13 protein-coding genes are annotated in these 14,203 nt (G+C 41.3%); 5 read left to right on the top strand and 8 right to left on the bottom strand.

Features of this window, described 5'->3' with window-relative positions; all coding sequences use genetic code 11:
- Positions 1 to 5: 5 nt before the first annotated feature.
- Genes ftsA through B5F77_RS01650 form a run of 3 tightly spaced genes read left to right on the top strand, consistent with a single transcriptional unit; the run spans position 6 to position 3,172 of the window.
- On the top strand, positions 6 to 1,382 hold the full coding sequence (gene ftsA, locus B5F77_RS01660) for a cell division protein FtsA (protein ID WP_239445700.1): 1,377 nt from the start codon (positions 6 to 8) through the stop codon (positions 1,380 to 1,382).
- Between the two features lie 22 nt (positions 1,383 to 1,404).
- A complete protein-coding gene (gene ftsZ, locus B5F77_RS01655) occupies positions 1,405 to 2,706 on the top strand; it encodes a cell division protein FtsZ (RefSeq protein ID WP_087326685.1) in 1,302 nt (433 codons plus the stop codon).
- A gap of 16 nt (positions 2,707 to 2,722) precedes the next feature.
- Positions 2,723 to 3,172: a GatB/YqeY domain-containing protein gene (locus B5F77_RS01650; RefSeq protein WP_087326682.1), complete on the top strand. Its 450-nt coding sequence runs from the start codon at positions 2,723 to 2,725 to the stop codon at positions 3,170 to 3,172.
- A 75-nt stretch (positions 3,173 to 3,247) separates the two neighbouring features.
- On the opposite strand, the gene B5F77_RS01645 is transcribed toward B5F77_RS01650, so the two are convergent.
- The 4 genes from B5F77_RS01645 to B5F77_RS01630 all read right to left on the bottom strand — a co-directional run bounded on the left by B5F77_RS01645 (position 3,248) and on the right by B5F77_RS01630 (position 5,251).
- Complete coding sequence (locus B5F77_RS01645) at positions 3,248 to 3,808, bottom strand: Crp/Fnr family transcriptional regulator (protein ID WP_087326680.1); 561 nt, start codon at positions 3,806 to 3,808, stop codon at positions 3,248 to 3,250.
- 139 nt (positions 3,809 to 3,947) lie between these two features.
- Positions 3,948 to 4,364, bottom strand: a complete 417-nt coding sequence (locus tag B5F77_RS01640; protein WP_087326677.1) for a protein-export chaperone SecB — start codon at positions 4,362 to 4,364, stop codon at positions 3,948 to 3,950.
- Positions 4,365 to 4,368: 4 nt separating this feature from the next.
- Positions 4,369 to 4,686, bottom strand: a complete 318-nt coding sequence (locus B5F77_RS01635; protein WP_087326674.1) for a hypothetical protein — start codon at positions 4,684 to 4,686, stop codon at positions 4,369 to 4,371.
- Positions 4,673 to 5,251 carry a hypothetical protein gene (locus B5F77_RS01630; RefSeq protein WP_087326671.1) on the bottom strand — a complete coding sequence of 193 codons (579 nt, stop codon included), beginning with the start codon at positions 5,249 to 5,251 and terminating at the stop codon, positions 4,673 to 4,675. The genes B5F77_RS01635 and B5F77_RS01630 overlap by 14 nt, the downstream gene beginning before the upstream one ends.
- A gap of 1,129 nt (positions 5,252 to 6,380) precedes the next feature.
- Between B5F77_RS01630 and B5F77_RS01625 the strand changes: the two genes are divergently transcribed.
- Positions 6,381 to 9,971, top strand: coding sequence for a DUF6383 domain-containing protein (locus B5F77_RS01625; RefSeq protein ID WP_140392791.1), 3,591 nt, complete (start codon positions 6,381 to 6,383; stop codon positions 9,969 to 9,971).
- A gap of 532 nt (positions 9,972 to 10,503) precedes the next feature.
- Here the strand turns inward: B5F77_RS01625 and B5F77_RS01620 are convergent.
- The 3 genes from B5F77_RS01620 to B5F77_RS01610 form a co-directional block, all read right to left on the bottom strand.
- Complete coding sequence (locus B5F77_RS01620; protein ID WP_087326665.1) at positions 10,504 to 11,181, bottom strand: MIP family channel protein; 678 nt, start codon at positions 11,179 to 11,181, stop codon at positions 10,504 to 10,506.
- Positions 11,182 to 11,233: 52 nt separating this feature from the next.
- Positions 11,234 to 11,737: a hypothetical protein gene (locus tag B5F77_RS01615; RefSeq protein ID WP_087326662.1), complete on the bottom strand. Its 504-nt coding sequence runs from the start codon at positions 11,735 to 11,737 to the stop codon at positions 11,234 to 11,236.
- Positions 11,738 to 11,828: 91 nt separating this feature from the next.
- Complete coding sequence (locus B5F77_RS01610; protein ID WP_087326659.1) at positions 11,829 to 12,389, bottom strand: RNA polymerase sigma-70 factor; 561 nt, start codon at positions 12,387 to 12,389, stop codon at positions 11,829 to 11,831.
- A gap of 53 nt (positions 12,390 to 12,442) precedes the next feature.
- On the opposite strand from B5F77_RS01610, the gene B5F77_RS01605 reads away from it, so the two are divergent.
- The gene (locus tag B5F77_RS01605; protein WP_087326657.1) at positions 12,443 to 13,621 is read left to right on the top strand and encodes a DUF1343 domain-containing protein; all 1,179 of its coding nucleotides are present in this window, start codon (positions 12,443 to 12,445) and stop codon (positions 13,619 to 13,621) included.
- 73 nt (positions 13,622 to 13,694) lie between these two features.
- Here the strand turns inward: B5F77_RS01605 and B5F77_RS01600 are convergent, their stop codons facing one another.
- Entirely contained in the window at positions 13,695 to 14,120 is a 426-nt protein-coding gene (locus B5F77_RS01600; protein ID WP_087326654.1) for an META domain-containing protein, read from the bottom strand.
- Positions 14,121 to 14,203: the final 83 nt, after the last annotated feature.

Below are 14,203 nucleotides of genomic sequence, written 5' to 3'. Positions count from 1 at the left end.
ATACGATGATGACATATACGGACTTTATTGCAGTAATCGATTTGGGTACTTCCCATATCGTTGGAATGGTCGGGACGCGGAAAGAGAATAACGTCCTTTCCATTATGGGCTACGAGACAGAGAAATCGGAAGGATGCATCCGTCGGGGATGTATATATAATGTAGAAGAAACCGCCAATAAGATAAAACGGTTGGTGCGTAAGTTGGAAAACAAGCTGAACGGAAATCAGATTGGTAAACTCTATATGGGTGTGAGTTGTAAATCCATGCGGACAATAGATCACACGGTGTCGAAAGTATTGGGCATGGATGGTGAAGTAACAGAGGGGGTTCTTCGGCAATTAGACGAAGAATGCCGGAATTACCAATCGGCCATGGACGTGTTGGATATTTCTTCTCCTACCTATATTATAGATGGCAAAGAGGAAAAAGAGCCGTTGGGCATTGCTTGTTCGCGTATCGATGCACGTTATAAGTTGGTGATAGGGCAACCTTCCATCCGCATTTCTTTACAGAATGTGGTTGAACGGGTAAAGGTACAATTGGCAGGTATCATTGTTTCTCCTTTGGCTTTGGCCGATTTGATACTTTCACCTGAAGATAAGAAAGCGGCGATTGTAGTTGATTTTGGGGCTGGCGTAACATCGGTTTCTATTTTCCGGAACGGACGATTGTGGAATTTGTCGGTTGTTCCATTAGGTGCAGATTTGATTACGCGGGATATCATGTCGCTTAAAGTATCAGAAATGGAAGCGGAACGTTTGAAGCGAACTTATGGTCGTGCGTTGTCTTTGTCGCGGGATAAGAAGCAGGAGAAGATAGAAATCCGCAAGCTTGATGATTTTCGGATGCAAGAGATGTCGTTGTATGATTTGAATGAAATCGTAGAAGCTCGTTCGCGCGAGATTGTAGAGAATGCATTTGCCCGTTTGGCGGATGTGGGTATAACAAAGACTTCCGAATTTAAAACGTTTATTGCAGGGTGTGGTTCGAATTTAGGCGATCTGCGTGAAGCGGTCAAACAACGTTTTGGAACGGAGGTTTATTTCCCGCTTATCCGTAAAGGATTGATAGATAACGCGGCCGAAATGATTGCCAACAATCAGGAATATACGACAGCTACGGCACTGTTGTTGTGGGGGAAAGAAAATTGTGTCATGAAACCGAAAGTAGAACCAAAGCGTCCTACGCCTCCGACTCCGCCCGTAGAACCGGAAAAGCCGAAGGAAGAAGAAACGACAACAACAACGCAACAACCTGAACCGAATCCTCCGATTGGCAATGGCAAAAAGAAAAAAGGAAGTTTCTGGGGCGATTGGGGACGGAATTTGAGAGGTAAAGTAGATGATGCTGCAAAGGGTCTTTTCGATGGTGATTTCTAAATAAAGATGAAAGGGTAAAGTTATGGATGATAAATTATTAGATATTAATGTTTCGGCGAAGCCTGAAACGATTATCAAGGTAATAGGCGTTGGCGGAGGCGGTGGTAATGCTGTTTCCAATATGTATAAAGAAGGTATACACGATGTTTCGTTCGTATTGTGTAATACGGATATGCAAGCATTGAATGGTTCGGCGGTTCCGGCTAAATTGTTATTAGGACGGAATACGACACATGGTCGTGGTTCTGGAAATCGTCCTGAGAAAGGTCGTGAGGCAGCGGAAGAAAGTACGGAAGAAATCAGAGCTATGCTGAGCGACGGTACGCAAATGACTTTCATCACGGCCGGAATGGGCGGAGGAACCGGAACAGGTGCGGGACCTATTGTAGCGAAGATATCGAAGGAAATGGGTATCTTAACTGTGGGCATCGTGACAATTCCTTTCTTATTTGAAGGTCGTCCGAAAATCGTCAAGGCATTGAAAGGGGTGCGCGAAATGGCCAAGAATGTAGATGCCTTGTTGGTTATTAATAATGAACGATTACGTAAATTGTCGGCAGAAGAGCGTTTAAGTGTCCCAAAAGCCTATAAGAAAGCAGACGAAACATTAACCATTGCTGCCAAGAGTATCGCGGAAATCATTACCATCGAATTGGTACAGAATGTAGACTTTGCCGATGTGGATACAACGATGCGTAATAGCGGCGTGGCGTTAATGAGCATTGGGTATGGAGAAGGTGAGAAACGCTTGCAACATGCTATCGATAGGGCGTTGCACAATTCATTGCTGAATGATAATGATAATATCTTTAATGCCAAACGTCTGTTGTTTGTCATTTACTTTAGTGAAGAAGCCGAATTGGGCATGGACGAAATGCAAGACATCCACGACTTCATGGCGCGTTTCAAGACGGAATATGAAGTGAAATGGGGATTTGGTTATGACAATACGTTGGGTCAGCAGATAAAGATAACGATTTTGGCTACAGGCTTTGGTGTGGATGATATTTTGGCTGAAGAGCGAGGCATGGAAGCTGAAATGGATAAGAAAAACGCGGAAGAGGAAGAACGTAAGCGTAAACAACAAGAGGAGGAAGAAAACGAGTGGATTTTTCAGGCTTATGGTGAGGATATGGATATTCATCCACGAGCCGAAGTCACTATTCTTACGGCTGAACAATTGGACGATGACCAAATGATTGCGGTTCTGGAAGAAACTCCTACCTATCGTCGAGGACGCGTGGCGAATGGTGCTCAGTCTGCTAAAAACGTGTCGAAAGGAAAAGGTAATAATACGCCTTCTGATTTTGCAATTCAGTTTTAAATAACGAAATAACATCATGGATTTATTTGAAAAAGTCAGCGAAGACATTAAAAACGCAATGAAGGCGAAGGATAAAGTCGCCCTCGAAACTTTAAGAAACGTAAAGAAAGTATTTCTGGAAGCGAAGACAGCTCCGGGTGCAAATGATACATTGAGCGATGCCGATGCGTTGAAGCTTTTACAGAAATTGGTAAAGCAAGGCAAGGATTCGGCGGCTATTTATACAGAGCAAGGACGGGCCGATTTGGCGGAAGGTGAATTGGCTCAGGTGGCTGTGTTGGAGAAATATCTTCCCAAACAAATGACGGCTGAAGAATTGGAAGCCGAATTGAAAAAGATTATTGCCGAAGTGGGCGCTACAAGTGCAAAGGAAATGGGCAAAGTCATGGGCGTGGCTTCGAAGGCATTGGCTGGACGAGCTGAAGGTCGTGCCATTTCAGAAGCCGTAAAGCGTCTGTTGGCTTAAGTATCTGAACACAGAAGCCACGGAATCACGGGACAAATAAAAGCTCCTTGATTCCGTGGCTTTTTACTTTTCTCTCTATTCGGCTCTTAAGCGGCTCAATGTGGACAGTGTAATGCCTAAATAAGAAGCTATGTAACCTAAATTCACCCGTTGGCAAACTTCCGGAAATTGTTGTTTAAACGCCTCGTAGCGTTCTTTGCCCGGAAGTGTAAGCCGTTCTTTATGGCTTTGATGCAGGCGACGGTATTCATTTTGGTGGATAATCCTTCCCCAGTTGCACCATTCCAGGTCTGTTTCGAAAAGATGTCTCAAATTGGTTAGCGCGATTCGATAAGCTTCCACCTCTTCTAACGTTTCCACAAATTCTTCGCTTACTTTCCCGTAATACAACTCATCCATACTAAAGACAATACTTCCTTCCCAAGCAAACGAAGTAGTGATTTCCTGCCCGTCGACCAACCAGAAAGAGCGCGTCATTCCTTTCTCGATGAAGTAAGCATATTTGCAATAAATTCCCTCTTTGATAAGCAAATACCGTTTGGGAAAATCGCAACGCGACAAATGTTTCTTCAACATCTCTATAGCCCTGTCTGATATGGCACATATTGATTGCATCTTCGCCAGAATACGTTCCATATCTCTTATCTATTTTCGATTTGCAAAGTCGTCTAAATAAAGATAGATTAAGCGGATTTTATATAAAAGAGATTCGTGCCTTCAACAGTTTTATAAATTGCATATAGTATCATTTGGAAGGAAAACCATCCGTTTACTCTTACTCTGATTCTTTTTGTTTAATTTCATTTTCATTCTTGTTTCTGACAAGTGCAACAAAATTTACAGACGGCAGTATGATAGGATTAAAGCCTGACTGCAAAGTTAGATTGGATATATAAGAACGTACATAAGGGAACGCTATCGCCGGAGCGTTGATTTTAACAAAATCAGATTGCTTTAATTCTTCATCAACAACCTGGTCGACTTGGAAGAAAAACAGCATTTCCAGTGTGATCTTAAATTCTGCATCTCCAATATCTATAATAAAACCTATTCCGAACTCTGTATCATTATCTTCTGGAAAAGAATACCCTATAGACAAATTGAAAGAATTCTCTTTTGATACCCTTGACGGTTCATTATTTATTTCCAATGATAAATTTTTGACTTTCCAGCCCTTAAGTTGAATTTTCATATTATTATGAAGCTAATGGAATTGAACAAGATTTGTCACAAACAAATTCTTCTTTTTGAATATCAGATTTATTTCCCCAAAGATCCATTTGTACAACTTCAATTTCCAATTTAATATCAAGATTAGCGTAAGACATAGTGCCTTCCCAAAAAGCAGGCATCATGTCTTCTCTACATAAATACTTGCCATTATTGACAATAACCATATCATTATCCTTACTTTCAAAATGATATTTTTCAGTAAGGACAGAATACAATTCATCTGCCGATATTTCATCGAAATACCTGTCAATTCTTTCTTTATGCTCTTTATCCAATTTCATCGTCAATCCTCCCTGTACTTATAACACGTACATCCTTAATATTGTTTTTAGGGGAATACACAGAACAAATCGTACAATTAGGCGTTCTTCGTGATAAACGAAGCATTCGATCCTCTTTTCTTAATTTGATGTAAAAATTTCCTTTTACGACCTCAATATCGACTAATTTTTCACCTCTTGCAAAATTGATTAGATATCCGTCCAAAGGATCTACCTTTTTACCTATTGTAGCCAATTTGCTCGTATATTTTTCTTGGATATAATCCAGAACCTCAACCCCATCAGGCTCTGTCAAATCCAAATATTTATTCTCGTCTACTTCAATTACCCCATGTAGAACAGCATACTCATCGTAATCGTTCTTTTTCTCCTTATTGTTCCAAGCACTAATGATTGCCCATTTTCCTGCTTGTATTTCAGGTCTTTCGTTAATTCCTTTCACAAAAAAGTAGGTTCCGTCTCCGAGCCATTCTTTATCTCCTATTGAAGGAACGAAACCATTAGTCAATATACTATCTACACGTTTCATTTCAGTACCATGATACCCGTCAAGTTTGATATTCATGATTTAAATCTTCAGAATTCAAAGCAAAGTTACAAAATATCTAATATCTATGCCAAATGTTGAAGGAGAAAATCTCTATACGAATCTTTGAAAAACTTCCTTTCCCGCCTAAGAAAACTTCTTTTCCCTATTGTGATTTCTGTAAATATCGACGATATTTATATACGTATCGACGATATTTGTGTATCTTTAGGCTAAAGATAAAGAAATATCGTCGATGCGTGAAGAAATTGTCGTTAGGAAAGGAAGTTTTCATGCCGGATTAGGAAGTTTTTCTTCGGTTTGAAAAGAGAATTGCCGGGATGTGTGTCTATAGGCTCCCAGGAGGGTTTCATCCTCCAAACCTTGGGGTTTTGTCCTCAAATCTCCTGCTTTCGGATAAAAACCAAAAAGTTTTTGTCTAAAAGTCTTGCTATTTCATTTTTCCTCCTTACCTTTGCATCGATTCCGCAGCGGAGAGCGTTTCCGCCTTAGGGAATCAATGAAATATTGACAAGCATTTTACGAAGATTATTCCTAGTTAGAAATCTGGAAAATTTTTAAGCTTTACGGAATGATGGACAGTAAATGCTTGCGCTACATACGAAGCATATATAAGGTTTCCTATAATTTGTGCATATCAAAGTATATGTATCACTGCGGGGAGACTGAAAATATAATCGTATAAGCGCGGGCTGTTGTTCTATTATTGTAAAGCGGGCATTTCCAGAGCCTCTAACTAAATAATAGACAACGTAAGCCCGCGCTTTCTTTATGTCCGTAATCAAAGCCGGGAACGTTGTGCTAAACCTTCGTAAGATTTAATCAAGAGTTTATTAATCAAACATTTTGTATAATTAAAAATTTAAATCTTATGAACAAAAAAGTACTTACGCTTTGTGCGGCGATGCTTTTGACGGGGTCGCTGGCAACAATCGAAGCAGCTTCTAAACTTCCTGCGAATGTTCCTGGGATAGAGCTGACTGAGAACGGAGCCGTTATCACTATTAATGAAGATGTTGACTTAGGAAATGACTATTTATTAATCTCTACTCCTAATGTTAAAATCGTTGGTGAAAATGAGGCTACTTTAAAGGGACGTATTGTTATTAATGCAGAGAATGTAACTGTTGAAAACTTGAAAATTCTTTTGAAGAATGAAGCTTCAGAATTTTCTGCTTATAAGAATGCGATTACAGTTGTAGCTTCTTCTGTTACACTTCGTGGTAATGTAATTACTTGCGAAGCTTCAAAGAATGGGTATATGGCAAATGGTATTTCCATTTTCCCAACAGCAGAGACAACTAATTTTGTTGTAGATAGAAATACTTTCAATGGTTTTAAGGTGGTAGCTAAAACTGATGGTTCAACATCTGCTGCTCTTTTAGTATCTGAAGGGCTTAAAAAGTTTGATCTTGATGGTTCAGAAGATGGTATAGCTGCTGTTACCACAAAAGCATTGAAAGGATTTGACATCACTTCATTAGGAGTAAACACTTATAATGACTGTGGCGTTGATTACACTTATGCTTCTTTCGATAAGTCTTACAAACAAACTAATAAACAGATTCAGGTAGAACCTATTTACGATAATGGCAAACTTTTGAATGAGTCTGCAATTAAAGAAATGGTTACTAAGTCAGATAAGAACACAGTTGCTATCTTCAGAGGTACATCTGAAGAGTTCGTAAAGATTTTTGGTACTACTGTAAAAAATGCGAATGTAGCTATTCAATGTACAGAAGATAAGACTAATGTATTGTTTGGTACTGCAACAAATCCGGATAATGAATATGCTACTATTATCAACGGTGTAAAATTGTTGGATGAGAAAGTATTTAGTCTTCCTCTTGTTAAGAAAGTTGACGCTAATAAGGATAATTCTTATCTGTTGATTCAGAAGAGCGCTAGTGGCGATAATAATGTTATTTATTCAGACAAGGATGGTAATGTAACATATATAGAAGCCACTGCAGAAGTTTTGGAAGAAGCTGCTACAAATTCTAACTATTTGTGGGCTGCCTATGAAAATACTGACTTAGATGGTAATTATACCATTTATTTCAAGAATAAGGCAGGTGTAACTTTTTCAGCTACGGATAAGAAGACTGTAAATAATGTTTCTTATTTGAATGGTGTTCCATTAGCTATAAGTGGTGCAGATTTGTCGGGTACAGAAACTCGCTATTATGGCTTGTATCAAGTAGCTGACAAGTATTTCCAAGCTAACGATTTAATCGATCGTTACGGTGATTACTTTACCTTGGACATCACTTACAAGAACGACAAGGATAAAGATGTGGATGTAACAGGTGAGTTCGAAGGTCAGTTGTATCCGGTTACAGAAGTTACATACAGCAATGGTAAAGCTAAATATACGGATGCAAGCGATGAAATAAACTTCATGTTGGTAAATGAAAAGGGTAATATTATCGTAATCGATAAGAAGAATCCTCAGTACACAGCACCAAATGCACATGGTTATGTCTTTACTACTATCACTCCGAAGGAATGGGCTGAATGGCAGAATGCTTCTGCAACAGAAAAGGCTAAACATGATTATGTAACCGAATTCCAATTTGCTTACGATTATAACGATAAGATAACGACAGAAGCGGTTACTGGTATCGAAATCGGAGGCTATAAGGTTGGTCTTGAAAAGAAAGGTAGCGATATCATCTTGGTTGCCGATGTAGAAAGTAATTTGCTTACGACACCGGAAATCAGCTTCAAGTTGAATGCAGGTAACGGTATTACGGCAGATAAGTGGTTGACTACTCCTTCCTACTATAAAGTTGAATTTATCAATAAGGATAAGGAGCATTATAACTACGGCAAAGTATTAGGTTTGAATGAAAACGGTGCTGTTGCTTGGGTAGCTCCTGAAAACGTTGATTTGACTAAACCGGAAGGTCAGTTTGCTATTTCTTCAGACTACACGTTCACAAACCGTGAAAACGGAGCCTCTGCTCAGTGGATTTTGGATGGAGAAGTATATAAAGTAGCAGATAATGTATATGCAGTTGTTCATCCTGACTGGACGGAAGGTAACGATACATTGCGCATCACTCCGGTTACTACGTATAAGTCGAACGACGGTTTCAAACGCTTCACAGCTGCTGAACTGAATGCTAATACGTACACCATTGCAATGACGGAATTAAGCGGCGGATTGAACATCATCGAAAATCATAATGACAAACATCGTGTTGGTTTGGATGAAGAAAACGCTACGGAATGGCGTATCGAAATGCCGACCGTGAAGTTGGTAGATGCAACTGAAGACTTTACGCGCATGGCGGCTGATACGGTTAAGATTGAAACAGCTATTGAATATTATTCAACTGCCGAGAAGAAATGGGTAACAACAAGCCTTGATCCGGAAAGCGATTACTATGCACCAAATACGGAATTGCAAATCTGTACTTACGTTCTGAAGAATACCGATAATGGTGAATACCTGAACGGTAAAGATTATGACGAATCTGCTGGTAACGCATACTATGTATGTAACGATGACAAGAAGACAGGTACTCGTATCGCATTCAAGATAGAAGGCGATAGTACTGTAAACTTGGTTCCGGTCTATGCATATAATGACATCTATTATTATCATGAAGATTGGACTGTACCTACAGACGATAACGCAAAGTATGAAAGTGCTTATGACAGCTATGTTAAGAGCTTACGCCTGTCTAGCAATAAGATTATCGGTGCTACAACTACAGCAACAGGTGCATTGAAAGATACTTATCTGTATAGTGCTCCTTCTAACGATGTATTCACAATCAATGTAGCTGAAGCTCCTACTTACAAGAAGTTGGCTCAAGGCGACAAGATTATCCTTACGCTGAAGGAGAACTTGAAGGATGAAAATGTATTGTTCGAAGATGGCGAATTTGCAGGTATGGGCAACCGTTTGGCTCATACGGATATCAATCCGACACTGTATGTAGATACAGCTTATGTAAACCGTGTTGGTAACTTTGCTTATCAATATCTGTTGGGCGTAAGAATCAATCGCGTGGATACTACATACCAGTGCAATGTTCCGGCACATGGAACTCATCGTGCTGATACAACTTACGGCGACTTCTTGGTGAACATGGTAGATTCTGCTATGGCGAACAAAGATGTTCATAACAACAAGTACCAGTATAACGGTGAATACAAGTTGGCATTCGTACCAGGTTATCATACCAACGATACGTTGTTCTTCACGAACAAAGCTGGCGAAGTAGTTTCTAAGATGGAAGTAGGTAACGGTGATTTCAATATCGCTAAGTTTGCTTTCAAGATGATTGACGAAGAAGCTAACGAGTTCGTAGTTGAAACGGCTGCTGGTTATGCTAAGAAGTATAACTTAGTTATTGATAACAATAATCACTGGCATTGGACAGTTGCATCTGTTGAATCTAAACCGGGTTATTTACGTTGGGTAAACGACAACTTGGTTGTAACTGAAAACATCGACAACGCAGCCGTATTCACGATGGAAGACAGCGAGTTGAACGCTACTGCTAACGAAAGTATCACCGCTGAAGGTGCAGTTTCAGTAGTTGCTACCGACGGTGCTGTAGTTATCAAGGGTGCGGAAGGCAAGAACGTAGTTATCGCTACTATCTTGGGTAAGGTTGTCGCTAATGAAACTATCAACTCGGATAACGAGACGATCGCCGTTCCGGCAGGTATCGCAGTGGTATCGGTAGACGGCGAAAGCTTCAAGGTAGTCGTTAAATAATTGAACTAAAGTTCATAACATTATAAATTTAAGTTGTTAATAAATAGTTAATAAGCTGCACAGTGCCCCTCGCGAGAGTCGCCGCAGCCAAAGAAATACGTTAGTATTAATATTAGAAAATTCTATTCAAGGCGCTCCCTTCTGGGAAGACCGGGGCGCAAAACTCTTAAGAGCCTCTTTTCGGTTTCGGCCGAGAAGGGGCTTTTCCTTTGCCGCTCGGCAAGGGCATGGCTTGCGCCTCCTCAAAAGCAGCACTTGCGCCTTTGCAAGGGCATCGCTTGCCGAGGCGCAAGCGATACCCTTGCAAAGAGGGATGTCAATACGCCGTATTGGGCGAAGCGGTACTTTGAGCCATAATGAAAAGACAAAAATGAGTATGTGTCAAAATAAGAAATGGCACACAGATTTAATAGAAGACCACTGATTCATTTCATTATAAAGCAATAAAATAAAATCAGTGGTCTTCTATTAAATCTGTGTGCCATGTTTCCTTTCAGACACACCCTCATCGGATAAGATGAGGAGGCTTGAGTTATCCTTTGCGGAGGCTTCGCCAAGTCATGGAGCTGAGTGTGGCACCCAAGAAAGGAGCTACAATGAAGAGCCAAAGTTGTTCGAGAGCTACGCCACCTTCGAAGAGGGCCGGACCAATGCTTCGTGCCGGATTAACCGAAGTGCCTGTAATCGGGATGCAGACGATATGGATTAACACGAGGGTCAATCCGATGGCCAAACCTGCCAGATTACCTGCGCCTTTCTCTTCGTCGGTTGCTCCTAAGACCACCAAGACGAAGATGAACGTGAAAATCATTTCGGCCAGGAAGGCTTGTAGCATCATGCCGTCGGCAAAGCTATTCGAACCGGTCGACGTAGGTCCGCCATGCACACCTACCGTGACCATAATATATAAGATGGCCGACGCGATGACTGCCCCAATGACTTGGAACAGCATATACATGCCGGCATCTTTCCCGCTCATTCGTCCGGAGAGATAGACGCCCAGCGTAATGGCCGGATTGATATGGCATCCTGAAATGCCACCGATGGTGTATGCCATCGCCACTACGGAGAGGCCAAATGCCAACGCGACGCCCAACGTCCCGACTCCGGCTCCGACTGTATCGGCTGCATGGCCTGCGAATACCGCGCTACCGCAACCCATTAGGACAAGTACCATTGTCCCAATCATTTCTGCTATGTACTTTTTCATAGGCTTATTGCATTTAATTTATCATTGTAATTCGTTGTGTTTACCGTTATATTCAATCCGGAATATAATCTTCTTTGATAAAAGCATCGTAGACGCGCTTCGGATGGTCGTTGGTCGAGAACCCGATATCACCGAAAGTCTGTTGGCGGAAGTGCTTCAGCTTGAGGTTGTCCATGGCATATTCGCGCAAGGTCTTGGCGGTCGTATTGCCATACAAGGAGCTGGTTACTTCTTGGTCCAACAGGTTTTCTTTCGGTGTGATGGCGGGAAGCAACTTTTGCTCCAGCAATCCGCGGTATGCACCTGTGTATTCGCACCAATAAGAATGATCTTTCTGGAAGAGGCGATAGGTGTATTTCGACCATGCCGTTTGTATGCAGATGCCCTTGTCGGTAATCTCGGCCGTGGCCTCTTGCGGATAGGCGAAATCACGAATCGTTACAATTTTCTTGCCCTCTTCCGGACGTTCTTCTACTTCTGTAATCCAAAAATCGGAATGCAACAGCTGGTTTTCAATATCAGCCAAATTTTCTTTTATTTCAAATAGTATTTTCATGACATTTGCCCGTAGGACTTGTTATGAGGTTATTTTTATTTTATAAGCAGTCTCATTGAAGCAACAATCCAAAAGAGCAAAAGGTTCACACTTAAGTTTGCCAATGAAAGAAGAAAAATGGTAAGAAAGGTAAATAATCTTTTAAAGAGATACGTAATGCTTTCAGTGCTTTGGTAATATGGTATTCGACGGCTTTAGGGCTGAGACCTGTTTCGATGGCAATTTCTTTGACCGATTTGTTTTCATAGCGGCTCAGTTCGAAGATACGGCGTGTTTGCTGGGGTAGTTGAGCTAATGTTTGCCGCATGATTTGCCGGATTTCCGCTGAAAAGAGTTCAGACGGGTCGCATGATTCGAGCGAAGAGATACGAAGCTGAAGGTCTCGTACCGAGGTTTCGGATATTTGCTCCAACGTAGCTTCCTGTATCATTTCATGCCGGAGATGGTCGATTGCTTTATTTCGGAGAATAGTGACCAACAAAGCTTCCGTGTTTTGGGGCGTATCTTGGACGCGAATCAACTCCCAATATTTTAGAATTGCCTCCACGGCAATATCCTCTGCTACCAAATCGTTGTGTACGTATGATTTGGCAAATAAAAAGGAACGCCTATAGAATCGTTCGTAGATATGTTGAAACTCTTTTTCGTTCATGTTTGCAAAAATAGAAATATTTCCACTACCTTTGTTAAAAATAAATAGGAAAGATGAAACGTAAGATTGTATTATTCGTCATGAGTTGCCTTTTCTTCTCTTTTTCCCTACTTCATGCGGAAGAGAAAGGCGTAGTGGTAGGAGCCGAACGAATCGATGAATGGATGCGTTTGCTCGAGGGAAAGCAAGTGGGGTTGGTGGTTAATCAGACTTCCGTGTTGCATGGAGGTGAGGTTCATTTGCTGGATGCATTGGTGGAAAAAGGCATCCACGTAAAGCGTATACTCGCACCGGAACATGGTTTCCGCGGTCGGGTGGATGCGGGTGAAGTGGTGAAAGATAGCAAAGACCAGAAAACAGGCATCCCGATAGTTTCCATTTATGGGAAACAGAAGAAGCCGACGGCCAAGCAACTGGAAGGTATTGATGTGATTGTATTCGATATCCAAGATGTAGGGGCACGATTCTTTACTTATATTAGTACCATGCACTATGTGATGGAAGCGTGTGCCGAGCAAGGAAAAGAAATGATTGTGTTTGACCGTCCGAATCCCAATGACTTTGTGGATGGACCGATTCGCCAATCCGGTTTCCGTTCGTTTGTGGGTTTAGATCCGATTCCTCTTTTGCATGGTTTGACGATTGGCGAGCTGGCACAGATGATTAATGGAGAAGGTTGGTTGAAATCTGGAGTGAACTCTTGCCGTTTGACGGTGGTCAAACTTTTGAATTGGAAACATGGCGATTCTTATTGGCTTCCTATTAAGCCGTCACCCAATTTGCCGAACGACCAAGCAGTGCGTCTTTATCCTTCGCTTTGCTTCTTCGAGGCGACTCCTTTCAGTGTAGGGCGCGGGACATATCATCCTTTTCAGATGATTGGATATCCGGATCCGAAATTCGGAACTTATCAGTTTACGCCGGAATCCTTACCGGATTTCGATACCAATCCATTGCAAAAGGGAAAAACTTGTTATGGCGTAAATTTGCAAGAATATCCGTTTGAGGGCGGATTAACGCTTCGCTTCATTTTAGATTTTTACCACCAGTGTGGAAATCAAACAGATTTCTTCTTTTCTCGTCCGAAATGGTTTGATTTGTTGGCAGGAACTGACCAATTAAGAAAACAAATCATACAAGGACTTACTGAAGAGGAAATTCGTGCTTCGTGGCAAGACGATTTGATTCGTTATAAAGCTATGCGTCAAAAATATCTTTTGTATGAGGAATGAAGGTTTTAAACATAGAGACACGGAGCATTAATTGTTAATCAATAATTGCTCCGTGTCTTCGCGTTTAAGCTTCTTACGGCTTCACCAATACGAACAATACGTTGCCGGCTTCATCCACCAGGAGCATTTCGTTTTCTGAAGCACCGGCTTTGACAGCTCGAACGGCATCCATGGTTTGGAGTATTTTGGTCTCTAAATCCATGTCTGGGCACGCCATCATAGTTGTCATTCCTTGGGCAATTCGGATGGCAGAAGCGTCTTTGTCATCTAAAGTAACGGACGTGTTGAATATATTGCAACCCGCATTTCCGTGCAATTTGTTTTCGTTCATGTTGAATTCCATAAATGGAGTATTCTCTGCTACGACTTTTTCGCCTTTCACTTCCGTGATGTTCCACTTTCCTGCCAGTTGTTTGGCGTCTGTTTTAGAAACCGCACACGCGAACAACGTCCCGGCCAGAGCCGGAATCATAAATGCATACATTAAAAACTTTTTCATCTTCTTGTTCTTTTAAAATAGTATGTTTATCGTTTTTACAACAAATAAAAAGATAAAAGGTTGCCATCCGACAACCTTTTATC

It is taken from the genome of Parabacteroides sp. An277, from assembly GCF_002159645.1.
Classification (GTDB): domain Bacteria; phylum Bacteroidota; class Bacteroidia; order Bacteroidales; family Tannerellaceae; genus Parabacteroides.
The sequence above is the reverse complement of the archived record's forward strand: the minus strand, read 5'-3'. Positions and strand labels throughout refer to the sequence as shown.